Below are 18,322 nucleotides of genomic sequence, written 5' to 3'. Positions count from 1 at the left end.
CCCGGTTAGCGGACGATCAGGGACGAATCGGCGGCCGTGGTCAGCGGCATCCACTCTGGCTGATCGATGACGATCTCTTCGGTGACCGGCGATTCGATGTCGGTGTCCTCGACGTATCCGACCGCCTCTTCCTTGCCAAGACGCATGCTCAGCACCTCCTCCTCGATGAGGTGTACCCATCGGCGGGTCATCCCCACACCTTTCCGGCGCTATCGGGCCGGCGTCAGCTGCCGTCGGGATAGCCGCCGCGGTGCAGGGTCATCGGGGCGCGACGCCTTGGCGCGGCGGGGCCGAGGGTGACTGCGGGCGGGACGGAGTCGCCGGCACCCGTTCGGTATCGACGGCGGGACTGGCGTGGGCCTGTTCCTGGCCGACTGCGGGAGTGGCGCGGGCCTGTTCCTGACCAGCTACTGGGGGGACGCGGGCTCGTTCAGGGTCGGCGGCGCGGGCTAGCAGCAGGCCGGCGGACTCCTGCCGGCCGCCGGCCGGGCTTACCTGCCAGCCGGCGGCGGACAGCAGCACGGCCGCCTCGGCGGGGTTGAGCATCGAGCGGGCGGGCTCGCCTAGCTCGGCGACCCGCCGCTGGAATGCGGCCCTGGTTGCCGATGCCGCACCGGTGGAGACGCTGATGGCGAGCAAGGCGCCGGGGGCGGTGACCGCGCGGAACTCGGCGAGGACGCGCTCGATAACCGGGCGTTCCAGGTAGACGGCGACGCCCTCGAAGAGGAACAGGGCGGGACGCGCCTGGTCGAGTCCGGCCTCGCGCAGCCGTGCGGCGACCGGGTCGGCGGTGAAGTCGGCGGCGATGAAGGCGATGTGCGCCGCGTCGAGGCCGAGCCGCGCGATCCGCTCCCGCTTGTCGGACTGGGTGGCCGGGTGATCGACCTCGAACCAGCGGACACCCGGCTTCGCGTAGCGAAAGGCGCGGCCGTCGTAGCCGGCGCCGCCGATTACGACCTGGCTGACACCGCGGTCGAGCGCGGTGACCACCACACGGTCGAAGAAGGCGGTCCGCGCCCTGAGATACTCGTGCATCCGGTTGTGCTCTGGTGTCAGGCCGTCCGCGACGTCGCTCGTCAGCGCGTCGTCGGCCGCCGGATCACCGTAGGCTGCCTCGATCCTCGCGAATTCGAGTCGCCGCGCAGCGACGTTCCGCGCGGTGTGCGAGGCGGTTCCCTCTCTCATCGGATCCTCCGCAGCGGAGGCTATCGCGCGGCTACGACATTCGCCCGTCGTTAGATTCGCCCGTTGTTAGATGAGCTGGGCCGCCGGCGGTTAGATATGAGGATGAGCGACGACACGCGGTCCCTGCGGCTGCGACCGGTGACCCGCGATGAGTTCGACGCATGGCTGCCGCGGCAGGCTGCCGGGTACGCGAAACTCCTCGCCGCGTCCGGCGGCATGTCCGCCGAGGCCGCGCGCCAGAAGGCCGAGCAGGACACCCGGCGGTACTTCAGCGGCGGTTTCGCCACACCGGGGCAGCTCGTGTTCCGTGTCATGGCAGGGGACGTCGCGGTCGGCTGGCTGTGGCTCGGGGTGCCGGGACCGGATCCCGACCCGTTGATGGCGTGGGTGTTCGAGATCGAGATCGAGGCTGCGTTCCGCGGGCGCGGCTACGGGCGCGCCGCGATGGGGCTTGCCGAGGCGGAGGCGCGAGCGCGCGGCATGACGTCGCTCGGACTGAACGTGCACGGGCAGAACACCATCGCCAGGGACCTGTACGAGAGCCTCGGGTACGAGATCACGGCGCTGCAGATGAAGAAGCCGGTGTGAGCGACGCTTTCCTGCGCCCTGTTTCTCGCGTGGCGAGATGTGCTCGACCAGAGATTCGGATAGCGTTCCTGCATAGAACAGGCGTTTGACAAACGAACAGGCTTGCTATTAGCTTTGCCCCTAGAGGCGCTCTTCAGTAAGAACGTTCGGATAAGGGGTCGAGCCATGGGTCAGAAGACGGTCCGCTTCAGCGATCTGAGCGGTCAGCTCATCATGCGCGAGGACAGCCTCGCGCGCATCGTAATCCACGAGCACCCCGAGCTCGGCGACGGGCCGGTGGAAATCGAGGCCCTGGCGGACGAGGCGCTGGCGATGGAGAAGGACGCGCTCCGGGTGGCGGTGCTCGACCTGTACCTGCCCGGCGAGGACATTCCGCGGCGAGTGACGCTGGATGCGGAGGCCTTCGACGCTCGGGTCACCGAGAAGTCCGCGGGCGAGATGATCATCGGCGCGCGGCCGGTCAAGCGGGCCGGACGTCCCCGGCGCGCCGCGTCCTGAGCGGGACGCGCCGTAAGCAGGCCGGACGGCACGGCGGCTAATCGCCGTACTGCCCCCCCGGAATCGCCGCTGGTCAGGGGATGATTTTGCGATAGAGCGCCGGGAAGTCCGCAAGCGATGACAGCACGTCCGCCGCCCCGGCGGCGCGCAGCTCCGCTTCGCCGAACGACCCGGTGGCGACGCCCACGGGGTGGATGCCCGCGGTGACTGCCGCGGCCATGTCCGCCGGGGTGTCGCCCACGTAGGCCACGGCGCCGATGAGGGTGAGAACCGCCGCCTTCTCCGGTCCGTGGGCGTCTGCGACGATCTCGTCGGCGCGCAGCCCGACGCCGTCCAGGCTGAGCCGGGCGGGCAGCTCGGCCTTGGCCGTGATCACGACGGCCCTCGCGCCTGCCGCGCGGACCGCCGCGAGCGCTTCGGCCGCCCCGGGCAGGACAGTGGTGCAGGGGCCGAGGAGCAGCAGGTAGTGGGCTCGGTAGATCCGGACCGCGTCATCGATCCCGGCGGGCGGGAACCAGTGCGCGAGCTCGTCCTGAAGCTTGATGCCGAGGCGGCTGAGCACGCCTTCCGGCTCGATTCTCACTCCGGTTTCGGCGGCGACGGCGGCGAACGACGCGAGGATCGCGCGCTGGGAGTCGATCAGCGTCATGTCAAGGTCGAACCCGACGGGAGCCGGCGTCATGCCGCGCCTCCGGCCGTGGCGGGCCCTGCCGTGCCCGATTCGGCGGTTCCCGGTCCGGCCGGGCCAGGCCCCGCCGGGAGCACGCCGGGGCGGGCGGCGAGGATGCCGGCGACGAGCAGCACGCCGGTGAGTGCGAAGAGCACCGCGACGGAGGCGGTCCAGCTGCCCGTCGCCGCGTGCAGCAGGCCGACCTCAAGCGGGCCGGCGGCGGCGAGCAGGTAGCCGACCGACTGCGCGAGCGCGGACAGCGACGCCGCCGCGGCCGCGTGCGGCGTCCGTGCCGCGGTGAAGAAGATGGCCAGGGCAAGCGCGGCGTTCTGTCCGGCGCCGAGCAGCAGCGCCCAGCCGACCGCGCCGCCGAGCGGCGCGTACAGCAGGCCGGCCAGCCCGGCCGCGAGCGCGATCACCGTCGGCACCACAAGCAGGAGTTGCGACCGCATCCGCTGCGCGACGACCGGGATGACCATTGACACGGCCAGGTTGCCCACGCCCATCAGCGCGAGCAGGTTGCCCGCGTCGTCGGCGCTCACCCCGCGGTCGCGCAGCATCGTGGGCAGCCAGGACAGCGCCGCGTAGTACAGCAGCGACTGCATCCCCATGAAGATGGTGACGTACCAGGCGAGCGCGTACCGGTGCACCGGGACCCGTGGAACAGGCGTAGGCGCCGCGGCCGGTTCAAGCGATGGAGCCAGCAGCAGCTCTTCGGCGGCTACGCGCGGATCCGCTGCGCTGGCGCCTGCCATCGGGTCCGCACGGGGCCGACGTCGCGGGGTCGCTCCCCCGGCAGAAAGCTGCGGAAGCCAGATGAGGGCGCCAACGGCAGCCGGTCCGGCCAGCCAGCCAAGCGTCAGCGCGACCGAGCCGCCGCTTGCCTGCCATAGCGGGACGCTGACCAGCGACGCGACAATCGCTCCGGCGGACAGCGCGGTGATGTACAGGCCGATGAGGAAGCCGGCCCGTTCCGGCCAGCGGCGCTTGATCAGGCTGGACAGCAGCACGTTCATCACCGCGATGGCGCCGCTGGCCAGGATCGTGCCGGGGAACAGCAGCACCGACGGCGCCGCGCCGCGGGCGACGAGGCCGGCCACCAGGGCGATCATCGCGACGAACAGCACGCGCTCCTCCCCCGCCCGCCTGGCGAGGGCCGCGGCGAAGCCGGAGACGACGCCGAAGCAGATCACCGGGGTCGCGGCGAGCACGGACACGGTCGCCGCGGACAGGTGCAGGCTGTCTTGCAGTTCGGGGAACACCGGGGGGAGGCTGGTAATGGAGCCGCGCAGGTTGTAGCCGAGGGCGAGCACGCCGGTCACGAGCAGGACGCGCTCAAGGCGTGCGTGTCGCTGGCCGGGCACGACCGACGGCGCCTGTGTTCGACTCACGAGTACCTAACCGTACCCGACGCGGGCGATATGTCCCCAGAGCGTGGCTTATATCCTTGTCCGGTGAGAGCCGTGCCGACTGCCGAGGGGCGTGATCTCGACCGGCGGATCGCCAGGCTCGCCATTCCCGCGATCGGTTCCATCGCCGCCGAGCCGCTGTACAACCTGGCCGACACCGCGATCGTCGGGCATCTGGGCCGCAACCCGCTCGACGCCCTGGCGATCGCCACCGCCGCGCTGTCGCTGGTCGGCTGGCTGGCGATCTTCCTGGCCACCGCCACGACCACCCAGGTGGCGCGGCTCACCGCGCGCGGCGAGCAGGCAGCGGCGGGGCGCGCGGTCGGCGCCGCGTACGCGGTCGCGGCCGGGTGGGGCGCGGTGACCTGCGCGCTGATCGTCGTCATAGCCCCCTACCTGGTCACCCTGCTCGGCGGGCACGGGGGCATCGGGCCCGCCGCGACCTCCTATATCCGGATCTCTGCTCTCGGCCTGCCCTTCCTCTATGTGTCCTATGCGGGCAACGGCCACCTGACCGGCATGGAAAACACCAGGACGCCGCTGGCGATCGCGGTCGTGGCCAACGTCATCAACGTCGCGCTCGAGGTGGCCTTCGTCTTCGGCCTGCACGCGGGCCTGGCCGGCTCGGCCTGGGGCACGGTCGCCGCGCAGGTCATCGCAGGCGCCGCGTACGCGGTGGTGTCCCGGCGCTCCGCGTGCCCGCCGGCCCGGCCGGCCAGGCCGGACGTGGCCGAGGTTCTCCGCGACGGGCACCGGCTCTCGGTGCGGACGATCGCGCTCGGCGTCGTGCCCCTCGCGGCGACGGCGGTCGCCGCACGACTCGGCCCGGTGCCGCTGGCCGGACAGCAGATCGCCTACCGAGTGTGGGCCCTGCTCGCGCTGTCCACTGACGCGCTCGCGGTGCCCGCCCAGGTCTACGTCAGCGCTGCGCTCGGCACCGGTGACTGGCCCGCCGCCCGGCTCGCGGCGCGGCGCACGCTGGTGTTCGGGCTCGTCGCCGGCGTCGGGCTCGCCGTGGTCACGCTCGCGCTCGCGTTCGGGGTTCCGCAGGCCTTCACCGCCGACCCCGCGGTCCGGCACGCCGCCCTCATCGGGCTGGTCTGCGCGGCGGTCACCCAGCCGCTCGCCGCACTCGCCTACGTGTACGACGGCGTGATCCTCGGCCTCGGCGACTACACGGCCATGCGCCGCGTGATGCTGCTTGTCATCCTCGCGTTCGCGCCGCTCGCCTTGCTCACGCTCCGGTTCCACGGCCTGGGCCTGCCCGGGGTGTGGGCGGCACTCGGCTGCTGGCTCGCGGCCAGGTCGGTGCTGCTCGGGCGGCGCTGGACCGCGGCCTGGCAGGCGGACGACAAGCCCGGACCTGCGTAACCGCCGTGCTTCAGTAGCCACCTTCAGTTGCCGCGGAAGAACCTCACGCCGAGGCGGTCCCTCCGGCCGGTCCCGCCGCAGCGACGGCACCGGCGGTGCGCGTAGCCGTAGGTGGTACCGAAGTGCCTGCCGGTGCCATTACAAAATCTACATTTCGTAAATGGATGAGACCGGATCGACAGGAAATAGCCGATGACGAAAACGATTGCGATAATAAGGAAGATGCCCATGTGACAACGCTCCCGCCGATGCCGCGACGACGGACGCGTGGCGTTGCGGCCACGCGCTAAATGGACTGGGTGCGTGACCCCGTGTTCCTGCGGCGAGAGCGCGCCTTCGCGCCGCGGTGGACAGGAGCGCGCCTGCCTTGACTGAGTGCCGCCAGCGTCTTCTGAAGCCGGCCGCTAAAAAGACAATAACCCATTGGCAATTGCCTTGTGCACTTTTTTTCGCTCATCGCCGGTGACGGCCGCCCCGATATTGACCGCATGCCCGCCGCTTATCCCTCAGGGGACTGCATATTTCTCAGCGATATGCGCTGGCACCTAGTTTCACGGCCAGGACCAGGCCGGCCAGGGCGACCACGACCCGCAGCGCGGCGGCCGGCAGATGGCGGGCCAGGCGCGGCCCCGCGTAGCCGCCGAGGAGGAAACCGGCCGCCAGCGGCGGCACGAACGCCCAGTCCACCGGCGCGTACAGGGTGAACAGCAGCGCGGCCACCAGGTTGGCCGCGCCGGCGACCACGTTCTTGATCGCGTTGATTCTGATCAGCGACTCGCTGAGGGTGGCGGCGAGCGCGGCGAGCAGCAGCACGCCGCCCGCCGCGCCGAAGTAGCCGATATAGACCGCCACCGTGAACATCACGGTGAGCCGCGCGAGGGACTGCTCCGCGCCGGGGCGGGGCGACAGGGCGCGGAGCCTCGGCTGGAGCAGGACGACCACGGCGGCCACGCCGATCAGCACCGGCACCACGAGCGCGAACGCGCCGGGCGGCGCGAGCAGCAGCGCGCACGCGCCGAGCGCGCCGCCCGCCGCCATCACCGCGCCGAACCGCAGCACCCGCGCGCGCTGACCGGACAGTTCGGGCCGTGAGCCGAGCATCGCGCCCGGAACGCAGAACACCAGAGCCATGGTGTTGGTGACGTTCGCGGCGAGCGGCGGCAGCCCGAGGGCGAGCAAGGCGGGGTAGGAGACGACACTCGCCACGCTGGCCATCGTGCCGGCGATCCCGCCGCCGATGCCCGCGCCGAGCAGCGCCAGGGTCTGGTCAATGGTCACAGGCAGCAGCAATGATCGGGAGTCGCCGGCGGGGGGACGGGGTCAGCCGCAACCGTTCCTCCTAATGATCTTGACCTTTCTGGCGGTACGGCTGATCTGCTAGCGCTCGCGCGCGGGCGCCGGGACGATCTTGTCGATCGCCTCGAGTTGTTCCTCCGTTGGCTCCCAGCGGCCCGCCGCGGCGTTGGACCTGACCTGCTCGGCGGAGGTCGCGCCCGCGATGACCGAGGAACAGCCTGGCTGCGCGGCCAGGCCGCCGATCGCGATGTCCAGGATCGACACGCCCTGCTCCTGGCCCCAGGCGATGAGCGCCTCGACCTTCTCGAGCTTGGCGTCTGTCACATAGCCCGCCCGGCGCGGCTCGGCGAGCCGCGAGCCGGCGGGGATGTCACTGCCCCGGCGAACCTTGCCGGTGAGCAGGCCGTTCGCCAGCGGGAAGAACGGCAGCACGCCGACGCCGAAGTGCAGCGCGGCGGGGACGACCTCCCGTTCGGCGTCCCTCTCGAGCAGGGACCAGTGGTTCTGCGCGGAGATGAACGGGGTGCGGCCCGTCGACAGTGCGGTGTGCGCGGCGTCGGCGATCTGCCAGCCAGCCAGGTTCGAGTGCCCGATGTAGCGGACCTTGCCCTGGCTGACCAGTTCGTCGAGTGCCGCGAGTGTTTCGTCGATGGGGGTCACCGGGTCGGGGGTGTGCAGCTGATACAGGTCGATGTAGTCGGTGCGGAGGCGGGTGAGCGACTTCTCCACCGCGATCTTGATGTAGTTGCGGCCGCCCTTGGCGCCAGCCGCCGGGCCATACCCCATGTCCGCGGCCTGATGGCCGAACTTGGTGGCGAGCACCACCCTGTCGCGGCGGCCCTGCAGCACCTCGCCGAGCGCGAGTTCGGACGCTCCGTCACCGCCGTAGGTTTCGGCCGTGTCGAAGAGCGTGATGCCCTCGTCGATCGCGGCGTCGACCACCGCACGGGTCCGCGCGACATCGAGCCTGCCGCCGAAATTGTTGCAGCCGAGGCCCACCACAGAGACGAGCAGGCCGGAATCACCCAGGGTTCGATAGCGCATGACTGGATCATACGGAGGGCAGCTCCTGGCCCGTCTCGCAGACACCGCCTGGTGAGCAGTGCCTCGCGGGCACTGCCGCGCCGACGGCTTAATCGGGTAAACGTTATTCGAGCCGTAGCGACGCGCGGTAATTGGCCCGGGCTAATAGCGGCTTCGCCGCGGGCATTACTCCTTGCCGGGCTGTCGGCATTGTGTAATTCACCAATTACGCGCGGTTCCGTTTGGTGTCTTTTCCTATGCCGGGCGCGCGGGCCGGGCCGTCGGGCCACCGCGGCCTCGGTTCCCTGCGCAGTAGGGGGGTTTCTGTGCATGCACAAAGCTGCGCAGCTTTGTGCATGCACAGAGCTTTGGGGGCTCGCCAAGCGCGTCCCGGGTTTGGCGGGGGAACCGGTGTGCGATGGCCGGTCATAAACGGTAATGTGAAGGTTGGCTAGCCAACATGGAATCGCCGTTGACGATATCATTGGGTTGCGTGCGCGCGAGCGGACCCGGCCAAACGCAATAGCGCGCTACCGGTGGATATCGACGCGAAGAGCCCTGCGTGCACTCCTGCCGCGCGGCACCCGGACAACGAGGAGGTCGGCGGCGTGCCTGACTCTTCTGACGGGCCTACCGTCCTACGCATCCTGCTCGGGTCACAGCTGCGCCGGCTCCGGGAGGCACGCGGCATCACCGCGCGGCAGGCGGCCGCCAAGATCAGGGCTTCGGAATCCAAGATCAGCCGCATCGAGCTCGGCAGGAACGCGATCAGGGAGATCGACGTCCTGGACTTGCTGACGCTCTACGGCGTGGAGGCACAAGACCGCGAGCAACTGCTCACGCTTGCCGAGCAGTCCAACAAGCCCGGCTGGTGGCACCGCTACAACGACATCCTGCCCGACTGGTTCCAGGCCTACGTCGGCATGGAAGAGGCGGCGCGGTCGATCCGGGTGTACGAGTCGCAGTTCATCCCCGGCCTGCTGCAGACGGAGGAGTATGCCACGGCGGTCATCTCGCTCGGCGACCACCCGATCGAGCTGGCCGAGCGGCTCGTGGTGCTGCGCAAGGAGCGGCAGCGCCGGTTCCGCGAAGGCCGGCTCAAACTGTGGATCGTGCTCGACGAGGCAGTGCTGCGGCGGCCCGTCGCCGGGATCAGGGTCCAGCTTGAGCAGCTGCGGTACCTGCGCGAGTGCTCCGCGAACCCCACCCTCACCCTGCAGATCATCCCGTACGGCGCGGGCGGGCACGCGGCACCGACCGGGTTCGCCATCCTGCGGTTCGCCGAGCGCGACCTGCCCGACGTCGTCTACGTCGAGAACCTGACGAGCGCGCTCTACCTCGACAAGCAGAACGAGGTGGACCGGTACCTGCTGGCCATGGAGCGGCTTTCCATCGTGGCGTACGAGCCGCGCGAGACGCCGCGCCTCATCGACGAGATCATCGCCGGGCTCGAGCAGGCAGAGGCAGAACAGGCAGAACTCGAGCGGGCGGACGAGGAGTTACCGCTGTACGCCGGGAGAAAGGCCGGGACCCCGCTGCGGCTGGCAGGGCCCCGTCCCCCGTCGCGGTGTTAGGCGAGCGGCAGGTCGAATTCGCCCTTCTTGGCGCCGATCAGGAACGCCTCCCATTCGCCGCGAGTGTAGACGTGCGGCGTCTTGGCGCGGTCCTTTGAGTCACGAACCGCCACGCCACCGCCGGGCAGGTGCGCGATTTCGACACAATTGCCGGCTGCGCTTGCGCTGCTCTTGAACCAGTGCAGGTCGCCCAGGCTCAGTTCCATCTGCTTTCCTCTCTTTGTCGGTTATTTCCTTTCCGGGCACTCCGTGGCGACCACCCCAGCCGTCACGGCTTCAGATCAGCTCTTGTGCGACCTGTTCGATCAGGTCGGCGGACGCACCCGGTGCGAGCGCCGCGGCGCGAAGCCGGTCGAAGGCCTCGGCACGGGCCCGCACGTCGCGGTCCTTTTCCAGGTAGATGATTCCCGCCACAGACTCCACGTAGACGACCTCGGCGTCGGTTCTGCTCGGGAACTCGAGGATGGAGAACGCTCCGCCGTGCCCCGCGTGGGCGCCGCAGGAGAATGGCAGCACCTGCACGGTCAGCCCCGGGCGCTCCGCCATCTCAATGAGGTGCTTGAGCTGGCGGCGCATCACCGTCGGGCCGCCGACGGGCCGCCTGATGGCCGCCTCGTCGAGAATGGCCCACAGCTCGAGCGGCGGGTCCTCGTCGAACCGCCGCTGCCGTTCGAGCCGCAGGTCGACCATGCGCTCGATCTGGTCGAGCGGATGCCGCGGGAACATCTCGCGCAGCACGCCGCGCGCGTAGTCGGGCGTCTGCAACAGCCCGTGCACCACAGAGATCTCGTAGCCGCGGACGGCGGTCGTCTCCGCCTCCAGCCCCACGTAAATGTCGAACCCGCTCGGCAGGACGTCGTCGTAGGCGGCCCACCAGCCCTTGCGGTGCCCCTCCCGCGCCATGTCGACAAGGATCTGGCGCTGCGCGGGATCATCGACCCCGTACGCCTCGAGCATCTGGCTCAGGTACGCCGACTTGGTGGGCGCCTTGCCGGTCTCGATCCTGGACAGGGTGGAAGGCGCGACGCCGAGCTGCAACGCCACTTCCTCCAGCTTGTAACCCGAGGCTTCGCGGAGCTTGCGCAGCTCGGTACCGAGGCGCCGCCGGCGTACGGTCGGACCGGTGGTCATCGCGGAGCCACCTCCTCCAAAGTGGGCATCGCCATCCTCTGCTCGTCCTGAGCAAGGCGTCAGTACCGATGATGATCGGTTTGTGGGCGACAAGCAGCACCATACAGGGAAAATGCAGGGGACAGAAATCTCACTCGCGATTTCATATGCCTATTTTGCCCTGCGCACTTGCGTGGCGTGCGCTTGCACCTGCATGATCGTAGAGGTCCCGGCCGGCAACGGGTGGTGGCAATGACAGCCGGGATTGCACCTGTCAAGCACCGTAAACCGGACAATTGGTTCTTGTGGAAAATTGCTTCTGCAAAGAATTGGAAATGTCCGAATGCGCTAGATCGGGAGGCATGCGCAGATGGAAACCCCCGTGAGGAGCTGGCCGGTCCCTGGGCGGCGGAACGCGGTCCTTGATTCGCTGACGATACCCGGCAGGCCGGAACAGGTCCGCCGAACCCGAACCTTCGTCACGCGGGCGCTGGCCGCCGCGGGCAAGGGGGACAGCGTCGATTCCGACGCGGCCACCTTACTGACGTCTGAGCTGGTCACGAACGCGATCAGGCACACCGCGTCTGGCAGGCCCGCCGGCACGGTGACGATCGTCATCGTGGACGTGCCCGACGGAGTGCTCATCGAGGTGATCGACGAGGGTTCATCGGCCGGCACGCCAGTGGTCAGGAGCGACCTGCTCGCGCAGAACGGGCATGGCCTGTATCTAGTGCAGCAGATGGCCGCCCAGTGGGGGTTCCTGCGCGAACCGGGCGGCACCACGGTCTGGTTCCACCTCGCGGGCCGCGCCGAAGGCGGCTAGCCGCTGGTTCCGCACCGCATGCCGGCGGTCGGTGATGGCGGGCCGGCGGCGGGGCCCAAGCCCGCTATCAGGACCGCCGGGCCGCGTTCTTGCCGCGCTTCTCGCGCAGCCGCATCGTGAGCTTGACCGGCGTGCCTGCGAAGCCGAACTCCTCGCGGAGCTTCCGCTCGATGAACCGGCGGTAGGTCTCCTCGAGGAAGCCGGTGGTGAACAGCACGAAGTGCGGCGGCTTGGTGCCCGCCTGGGTGGCGAACAGCACCCGGGGCTGCTTGCCGCCCCGCAACGGCGGCGGTGTGGCGGCGATCAGGGCGTTCAGCCAGGCATTGAGCTGGCCGGTGGAGATCCGCTGCTCCCACCCGTCGAGAGCCTGCTCGATCGCCGGGACCAGCCGCTCCACGTGCCGCCCCGTCGAGGCGGAGATGTTGACGCGCGGCGCCCAGCGGACGTGGTACAGCTGGCGGTCGATCTCCGCCTCAAGGTAGTCCCTGCGCTCCTGGTCGGTCAGGTCCCACTTGTTGTACGCGATGACCAGGGCACGGCCCGCCTCGGTCACCATGGTGAGGATCCGCAGGTCCTGCTCGGTCAGCGGCTCGCTCGCGTCGATCAGCACCACCGCGACCTCGGCCCTGTCCAGCGCCGACTGGGTGCGCAGCGTGGCGTAGTAGTCCGCGCCTTGGCTCTCCCTGAACCGGCGCCTGATGCCCGCGGTGTCCACGAAGCGCCAGGTGGTCCCGCCGAGCTCGATCAGCTCGTCCACGGGGTCGCGAGTCGTGCCCGCCACGGAGTCGACGACCGCGCGCTGCTCACCTGCCAGCTTGTTGAGCAGGGAGGACTTGCCGACATTGGGTCGGCCGATGAGCGCCACGCGGCGCGGTCCGCCCTCGCCCATCCGCTCGGGCGGCGCCTCGGGCAGCGCCTCGAGCGCCAGGTCGAGCATGTCGCCACTGCCCCGGCCGTGCATGGCGGAGACCATGATGGGCTCACCGAGCCCCAGCGACCACAGCGACTGCGCGTCCGCCTCGCTGCGCGCGTCGTCCACCTTGTTGGCGACGAGCACCACCGGCTTGCCCGCCCGGCGCAGCACGCGGGCGACCGCCTCGTCCTCGTCGGTGGCGCCGACCCGCGCGTCGACCACGAACAGCACCGCGTCCGCGAGGCCGACCGCGATCTCTGCCTGCTCCGCGACCTGGGCGGCGAGGCCTTGCGCCTTGGCGAGCCAGCCGCCGGTGTCCACCAGGGTGAACTGCCTGCCGCGCCAGTTGGCGTCGTAGGCGACCCGGTCCCTGGTGACGCCTGGGACGTCCTGCACGACCGCCTGGCGGGAGCCGAGGATCCGGTTGACCAGGGTGGACTTGCCCACGTTGGGGCGGCCGACCACGGCGAGCACCGGCTGTCCTGGCGTCCCGAGGCCCGCGCCCGCGTCCTTGTCGCCGGCCTCGGGTGCGTCCGCGAAATCGTCGCCGATGTCTACCCAGCCGTCGTCGCCGGCGTCAGTGTCCGTCATGGTGCGTTCTCTCCCCCATCAACTGCTCTTATCCCCCGCGCAAGCCAGGCCGCTGCGCTCACGCGCCAGCCGGGCGATCTCATCGATGACCTGTTCGAGTGTCAGGTCGGTGGCGTCAAGGAGCAGTGCGTCTGCCGCCTTCTCGGACTGGGCGGCGTCCAGCCGGTCCCGCCTGGCCTGCGCCGCCTCGGTCTCTGCGGTGTCGGCGCTGATCTCCGCGGCCCTCCTGCGGGCCCGCGCGCTCGGGTCGGCGGTAAGGAACACCTTGAGCTGTGCCGCGGGCGCCACCACGGTGCCGATGTCGCGGCCCTCGGCCACGATCCCGTCTGCGGCATCCGCGATGATCGCCCGCTGCCGCGCGATCAGGTGCTCGCGGACCGCGGGCACCCTGGCTACGGCACTGACTTGTGAGGATACCTGCACCGTGCGGATGTCCAGGGACACGTCCGTGCCGTTGACGCGGGTCCACGGGTCGTCAGGATCGGCGGAAACCTCGATGACCGGCTCCGCCGCGCGGGCGGCGATCACCGCCTCGTCGCTCGTGTCGGCCTTCTGGGCAATGAACCACCAGGTCAGCGCCCGGTACATCGCTCCGGTGTCCAGGTAGCGCAGACCGAGCGCACGGGCGACGCCCTTGGATGCGCTTGACTTGCCGGAACCGGACGGGCCGTCGATGGCGATGACGAGGCCGCGCGGCGAGGAGACTCCCACCCAGAAATGGTACCGAAGGCGGGGACATCGTTTCCCCGGCGCTCCTCGCGGGGGCTTGACGGCCGGGGCGTGCCCCGGCCGTCAAGGCCTCAGCCGCTCTTGCGGCGGAAGTTGCGGCGGCTGGCCGCCGGACCGTGGGCGCCGCTGATCTTGCCGCCGTCCTTGCCGCCCTTGCCCTGGCCTTCGTTGTGCGCCTGGTGCTTGCGCTCGAGTGCCTCACGGAACTTGCGCTTGGTCTCGTCGAGGTCGGGAGCATCGGTCTCCGCGTCCTGCCCTGCCTTGTCTTCCTGGGCCGCCTGCACTGTGTCGCCTCCGTGCACTGTTTCACCGGCGGGCTCTGCACCCTGCCCGTCCGTCGCGGCCTTGGTCGCGGCGGACTCCGTCTCGGCGGATTCCGCCGGTGCCTTCCCGGTGCCCTGCTTCGCGCTCTTCGTCATGGGATCTAGCTTCGCACACCCCTGGCGGGTTCGCGCGAACCATTAACCGCGACGCGCACCCCCGGCCAGCGGCGGGCTAGCGGCGGACCGGCCAGCCGCCGTCCTCCATCGCGTCGAGCAGCGTGGCCGCCTGATCGGGCCGGACCGACAGTTCCGCGACGCCGACGGGAAGGCCGGGCGAGTGCTCAAGGCGGATGTCCTCGATGTTCACTCCTGCCGCGCCCGCCGCGTTGAACAGGCGGGCCAGCTCGCCTGGACGGTCGGCGATGACGACCTGCACCACGGTGAACTTCCGGGGCTGGCCGCCGTGCTTGCCGGGGATGCGGCCGACCCCGGCCCTGCCACGATCGAGCAGCGCGGTCACGCCGGCCGCCTCGTTCGTCGGTTCACCGGCAACCGGGGCGCCGGACGGCGGGACGTCGCCCGGGGTGTGCCCGGACGGCGCGAGCAGCCGTGCCACCTCGGCCAGGTCCTGTGCGACGGCGGCGACCACCTCGGCGACCGGCCCGGCGTTCGCGGACAGGATCTGGGCCCAGAGCGCGCTGTCGCCCGCCGCGACCCTGGTGACGTCCCGCAGCCCCTGGCCTGCCAGCCGGAGGGCGTCGCCTGGGATGTCGGCGGGCGCGAGCCTCGCGGCCATGGCGGTCGCCACCAGATGCGGCGCATGCGAGACGAGCGCGACCCAGCGGTCATGGGTCGCGGCCTCGGTGACCACGGGATCGGCTCCGGCCGCCACCACGAGTGCGGTCACCACGTCCATGGCGTGCGGCGAGGTCTCCGGCAGCGGGCACAGCGCCCAGGTGCGGCCGAGGAACAGGTCCGCCTGCGCCGCCGCTGGCCCGTGCCGCTCCCGTCCCGCCAGCGGATGCCCGGGCACGAAGGACTCCAGGTCGCAGCCGAGCGCGCGGGCGCGGGCGACCGGCAGCACCTTGACGCTCGCGACATCGGTGTAGAGATCGGCGACCGCGCATTCCTGTGCGAATGACAGCTCCTCGCCGACCAGGGCGGGCGGCATCGCCAGCACCGCTACGTCCGCGATCCCCTTGCCGTCGCGCAGGTCGGGCAGCACCGTGCCGGCCCCGAGGTCGGCGGCGAGCCTGGCCGCCGCCGGGTCGGCGTCGCTCAAGAAGACCTCGGTCCCCTTGTCGCGCAGGGCGAGCGCGAGCGAGGTGCCGATCAGCCCAGTCCCGCGGACGAGCACTCTGGCCGGCGCCGCCATAACTGGGCGATGTCCAGGCGAAGGCCGGCCGCGCCGCGCAGATACACGTGCTGGATCTGCGCGCGCGTGCGGTCGGTGTCCACGTGGGCCATGAGGCGGACCACGCGCGGCATCGCGCCCCTGACCGGGATCTCCGTCGCGCACATCAGCGGCACCGCGTGGAAGCCGAGCTTGCGGGCGGCGAGCGCGGGGAACTCGGACGTCAGGTCGGGGGTCACGGTGAACAGGACGCTGATCACGTCGTCGGGTGTCAGGTCGTTGCGTGTCATCACCGCGGTGACCAGTTCGGCAGTGGCTTCGAGTATGGCGTCCCTGTCGTCCGCGTCGACCTGGATCGCGCCTCGAATAGCCCGGACTGTCACGTTTCCAACTCCTAACAATGAGACTGCTTCGCCCGCCGCACTGCCTTGCGGCCTCGCACCGCCTAGAGGCCTACGGCGGCGTACAGCTCGCCGATCTCCTTGGTGGTGAGGTCCCTGGTCGCGCCGGGGCGGAGGGTGCCAAGCTTAATCGGCCCGACCGTGGTGCGCAGCAGCCGGCTGACCGGGTGGCCGACCTCGGCGAGCATGCGGCGCACGATGTGCTTGCGGCCCTCATGCAGCGTGATCTCCACCATGGCGCGGTTACCCGACTGCTCAAGGACGCGGAACTTGTCGGCGACCGCGACGCCGTCTTCCAGCTCGACGCCGGCCTGCAGGCGGCGGCCGAGGTCACGCGGGACCGGACCGGGAACCTCCGCCCAGTAGGTCTTGGCGACCTCGTAGCTGGGGTGGGCGAGCCGGTGCGCGAGCTCGCCGTCATTGGTGAGCAGCATCAGGCCCTCGGTGTCGTAGTCGAGCCGCCCGACGTGGAAGAGGCGCTCGGCGCGGTCACCGAGGAAATCGACGATCGTCTTGCGTCCACGGTCGTCCGACATGGCGGTCAGCACGCCGCGTGGCTTGTTGAACGCCAGGTACACGATGTCCTGGCGGGCCGGAATCCGCTTGCCGTCTACCCGGATGATCTGGTGCTCGGGGTCGACGCGCGCGCCGAACCGGCGGACGACCTGGCCGTCCACCTCGACCCGGCCCGCGCCGATCAGTTCCTCGCAGTGCCTTCTGCTGCCGACACCAGCCCCGGCGAGCACCTTCTGCAGCCGGACGCCGCCGGGGACGTCGGCGAGGTCGTCCCGCTCGCCCGCGTCGGCGGCGAAGTCGTCACGATCGTCGTCCAGACCCATGCTGCGCAGCGCCCGCAGGCGGGCCCGCGCCTCCGGCGACAGCTCGATAGGAGTGTCGGGGCCGCTCCCGCTACGCCCGCGTGCGTTCATTGTCCTCGATGTCCTCGATGTTCTCCGGCAGGAACGGCGCCAGGTCCGGCAGCTCGTCAAGCGACGCCATGCCAAGGCGCTCGAGGAAGTAGCCGGTGGTACGGTACAGGATCGCGCCGGTCTCCGGGTCGGTACCCGAGTCCTCGACGAGCCCGCGCAGCACGAGCGTCCTGATCACGCCGTCACAGTTGACGCCGCGCACCGCGGAGACCCGGGCCCTGCCGACCGGCTGCCGGTAGGCGATGACGGCCAGGGTCTCGAGCGCCGCCTGGGTAAGCCGTACCTCCTGGCCGTCCCTGACGAACCGCTCGACGAGCGGGGCGCAGTCCTCCCGAGTATAGAAGCGCCAGCCGCCCGCGATCTCCCGCAGGTCGAATCCGCGGCCATCGGCCGTGTACTCCGCCGCGAGGGTGCGCAGGCCCTGGGCGACCTCGTGCCTTGGCCGCTCGAGCACCTGGGCGATGAGCACCTCGGGCACCGGCTCGTCGGCGACCAGCAGGATCGCCTCCAGGCTGGCGCGCAGCCCAGGGCCGTCGTCGACGTCCGCGGTCAGCTCGTCCGGGTCGGGCTCCAGCGTCGCGTCCGGCGCCTGGATCTCGCCGTCGCCGGCAGAGCCGTCAACGGCGGGGCCGCCATCGGCTGGGCCCTCATCGGCCTGGCGGTCGTCGGCCTGGTGGTCGTCGGCGGTGAAATCGCTCGTCATAGATAGTCTTCTTCTTCGGTTTCCGTTGCGGAGGTCGGGACCGCGTCGCCGTCCCTGGCGCCCGGCGGGTCGAGCCGGACCTCGCGGTCCCCGCCCGTCCAGGTCACGTACAGGTCGCCGAGAGGTGTGAGCTGCTCGAACCCCACCACGTCCTCGCGGTACAGCTCGAGCAGCGCGAGGAACGAGGCGACGATCTCGTAGTTACCCGTCGCACCCGCTGACAGCTGGCGGAAGCTCGCCTTGCCCAGGTCGCGCAGCCGTCCGGCGATGAGCACGGCCTGCTCCCTGATCGAGATGAAGGGGGCGTGGATGTGCTCCACGGACACCGTCGGCGGGGCCTTGGGGGTGAGCGCTCGGGCGGCGAGCGCCGCGAATTCCTGTGGCCCGATGGCGAACAGGACTTCAGGAAGCAGTTCCGCGAACCGCGGCTCGAGCGGCACCCGGCGCGGGAACCGCCTGGCCGCCTCCGCCATCCGCCCGGCGAAGATGGCGGCGACCTCCTTGTAGGCGCGGTACTGAAGCAGCCGCGCGAACAGCAGGTCGCGGGCCTCAAGCAGCGCCAGGTCCTCCTCGTCCTCGACCTCGCCAGAGGGCAGCAGCCTGGCCGCCTTCAGGTCGAGCAGGGTGGCGGCGACGACGAGGAAGTAGCTGACCTGGTCCAGGTCCCACCCGCCTGAGCGATGCCTGATGTAGGCGATGAACTCGTCGGTGACCTTGGAGAGCGAGACCTCGGTGATGTCGAGCTTGTGTTTTGAGATCAGGCCGAGCAGCAGGTCGAACGGGCCCTCGAAGACGTCGAGGTGCACCTCGAATCCCGCGGTGCGGTCGTCTCCCGGGGGAGCGACCCCCCGTACCACCCGCGAGGCATCTCCCGCCTCGCCAGAGGAGGTCA

21 protein-coding genes are annotated in these 18,322 nt (G+C 70.4%); 5 read left to right on the top strand and 16 right to left on the bottom strand.

Annotated features, from left to right (window positions below):
- Positions 1–5 precede the first annotated feature (5 nt).
- Together EAS64_RS22880 and EAS64_RS22875 are read right to left on the bottom strand one after the other, a co-directional pair.
- Entirely contained in the window at positions 6–191 is a 186-nt protein-coding gene (locus tag EAS64_RS22880) for a hypothetical protein (RefSeq protein ID WP_145855873.1), read from the bottom strand.
- Between the two features lie 67 nt (positions 192–258).
- Positions 259–1,185 carry a class I SAM-dependent methyltransferase gene (locus EAS64_RS22875; protein WP_145855872.1) on the bottom strand — a complete coding sequence of 309 codons (927 nt, stop codon included), beginning with the start codon at positions 1,183–1,185 and terminating at the stop codon, positions 259–261.
- Positions 1,186–1,287: 102 nt separating this feature from the next.
- Here EAS64_RS22875 and EAS64_RS22870 point away from each other — a divergent pair, with 102 nt between their 5' ends.
- Together EAS64_RS22870 and EAS64_RS22865 are read left to right on the top strand one after the other, a co-directional pair.
- A complete protein-coding gene (locus tag EAS64_RS22870) occupies positions 1,288–1,773 on the top strand; it encodes a GNAT family N-acetyltransferase (RefSeq protein WP_187366112.1) in 486 nt (161 codons plus the stop codon).
- Positions 1,774–1,938: 165 nt separating this feature from the next.
- Complete coding sequence (locus EAS64_RS22865; RefSeq protein ID WP_145855868.1) at positions 1,939–2,271, top strand: hypothetical protein; 333 nt, start codon at positions 1,939–1,941, stop codon at positions 2,269–2,271.
- A gap of 73 nt (positions 2,272–2,344) precedes the next feature.
- On the opposite strand, the gene EAS64_RS22860 is transcribed toward EAS64_RS22865, so the two are convergent.
- Both EAS64_RS22860 and EAS64_RS44925 read right to left on the bottom strand, forming a co-directional pair.
- Positions 2,345–2,953, bottom strand: a complete 609-nt coding sequence (locus EAS64_RS22860) for an HAD family hydrolase (RefSeq protein WP_222849509.1) — start codon at positions 2,951–2,953, stop codon at positions 2,345–2,347.
- Positions 2,950–4,332 carry an MFS transporter gene (locus tag EAS64_RS44925; RefSeq protein WP_145855863.1) on the bottom strand — a complete coding sequence of 461 codons (1,383 nt, stop codon included), beginning with the start codon at positions 4,330–4,332 and terminating at the stop codon, positions 2,950–2,952. Before EAS64_RS44925 ends, EAS64_RS22860 begins: the two co-directional genes overlap by 4 nt.
- Positions 4,333–4,395: 63 nt before the next feature.
- Here EAS64_RS44925 and EAS64_RS22850 point away from each other — a divergent pair, with 63 nt between their 5' ends.
- Positions 4,396–5,721: an MATE family efflux transporter gene (locus tag EAS64_RS22850; RefSeq protein ID WP_187366111.1), complete on the top strand. Its 1,326-nt coding sequence runs from the start codon at positions 4,396–4,398 to the stop codon at positions 5,719–5,721.
- Between the two features lie 525 nt (positions 5,722–6,246).
- Here the strand turns inward: EAS64_RS22850 and EAS64_RS22845 are convergent.
- Together EAS64_RS22845 and EAS64_RS22840 are read right to left on the bottom strand one after the other, a co-directional pair.
- Entirely contained in the window at positions 6,247–6,999 is a 753-nt protein-coding gene (locus tag EAS64_RS22845; protein WP_246115817.1) for a sulfite exporter TauE/SafE family protein, read from the bottom strand.
- A 99-nt stretch (positions 7,000–7,098) separates the two neighbouring features.
- Positions 7,099–8,061 (bottom strand): aldo/keto reductase, encoded by a 963-nt coding sequence (locus EAS64_RS22840; RefSeq protein WP_145855859.1) that lies wholly within the window; start codon positions 8,059–8,061, stop codon positions 7,099–7,101.
- Between the two features lie 515 nt (positions 8,062–8,576).
- Here EAS64_RS22840 and EAS64_RS22835 point away from each other — a divergent pair.
- The gene (locus tag EAS64_RS22835) at positions 8,577–9,614 is read left to right on the top strand and encodes a helix-turn-helix domain-containing protein (protein WP_342782065.1); all 1,038 of its coding nucleotides are present in this window, start codon (positions 8,577–8,579) and stop codon (positions 9,612–9,614) included.
- Here EAS64_RS22835 and EAS64_RS22830 read toward each other — a convergent pair.
- Positions 9,611–9,820, bottom strand: a complete 210-nt coding sequence (locus EAS64_RS22830) for a DUF397 domain-containing protein (RefSeq protein ID WP_145855857.1) — start codon at positions 9,818–9,820, stop codon at positions 9,611–9,613. The genes EAS64_RS22835 and EAS64_RS22830 overlap by 4 nt on opposite strands.
- A gap of 70 nt (positions 9,821–9,890) precedes the next feature.
- A complete protein-coding gene (locus EAS64_RS22825; protein WP_145855855.1) occupies positions 9,891–10,745 on the bottom strand; it encodes a helix-turn-helix domain-containing protein in 855 nt (284 codons plus the stop codon).
- A gap of 349 nt (positions 10,746–11,094) precedes the next feature.
- Here EAS64_RS22825 and EAS64_RS22820 point away from each other — a divergent pair, with 349 nt between their 5' ends.
- The gene (locus tag EAS64_RS22820; RefSeq protein ID WP_145855853.1) at positions 11,095–11,547 is read left to right on the top strand and encodes an ATP-binding protein; all 453 of its coding nucleotides are present in this window, start codon (positions 11,095–11,097) and stop codon (positions 11,545–11,547) included.
- Between the two features lie 67 nt (positions 11,548–11,614).
- Here the strand turns inward: EAS64_RS22820 and der are convergent, their stop codons facing one another.
- The 8 genes from der to EAS64_RS22780 form a co-directional block, all read right to left on the bottom strand.
- On the bottom strand, positions 11,615–13,051 hold the full coding sequence (gene der, locus EAS64_RS22815; protein ID WP_145855852.1) for a ribosome biogenesis GTPase Der: 1,437 nt from the start codon (positions 13,049–13,051) through the stop codon (positions 11,615–11,617).
- Between the two features lie 18 nt (positions 13,052–13,069).
- Positions 13,070–13,762, bottom strand: coding sequence for a (d)CMP kinase (gene cmk, locus EAS64_RS22810; RefSeq protein WP_145855850.1), 693 nt, complete (start codon positions 13,760–13,762; stop codon positions 13,070–13,072).
- A gap of 89 nt (positions 13,763–13,851) precedes the next feature.
- A complete protein-coding gene (locus EAS64_RS43740) occupies positions 13,852–14,199 on the bottom strand; it encodes a DUF5302 domain-containing protein (RefSeq protein WP_187366109.1) in 348 nt (115 codons plus the stop codon).
- Positions 14,200–14,275: 76 nt separating this feature from the next.
- A complete protein-coding gene (locus EAS64_RS22800; protein WP_145855848.1) occupies positions 14,276–15,418 on the bottom strand; it encodes a prephenate dehydrogenase in 1,143 nt (380 codons plus the stop codon).
- Positions 15,376–15,780: a chorismate mutase gene (gene aroH, locus EAS64_RS22795; RefSeq protein ID WP_145855846.1), complete on the bottom strand. Its 405-nt coding sequence runs from the start codon at positions 15,778–15,780 to the stop codon at positions 15,376–15,378. The genes EAS64_RS22800 and aroH overlap by 43 nt, the downstream gene beginning before the upstream one ends.
- Positions 15,781–15,842: 62 nt before the next feature.
- A complete protein-coding gene (locus EAS64_RS22790) occupies positions 15,843–16,727 on the bottom strand; it encodes a pseudouridine synthase (RefSeq protein ID WP_145855845.1) in 885 nt (294 codons plus the stop codon).
- A complete protein-coding gene (gene scpB, locus EAS64_RS22785) occupies positions 16,708–17,430 on the bottom strand; it encodes an SMC-Scp complex subunit ScpB (RefSeq protein WP_145855843.1) in 723 nt (240 codons plus the stop codon). The genes EAS64_RS22790 and scpB overlap by 20 nt, the downstream gene beginning before the upstream one ends.
- Entirely contained in the window at positions 17,427–18,287 is an 861-nt protein-coding gene (locus tag EAS64_RS22780; RefSeq protein WP_145856683.1) for a segregation and condensation protein A, read from the bottom strand. The genes scpB and EAS64_RS22780 overlap by 4 nt, the downstream gene beginning before the upstream one ends.
- Positions 18,288–18,322 lie beyond the last annotated feature (35 nt).

It is taken from the genome of Trebonia kvetii (assembly GCF_007827045.1).
GTDB classification, from domain to species: Bacteria; Actinomycetota; Actinomycetes; order Streptosporangiales; family Streptosporangiaceae; genus Trebonia; species Trebonia kvetii.
Note: the sequence above shows the minus strand (reverse complement) of the source record. Positions and strands in the feature narration are given on the sequence as shown.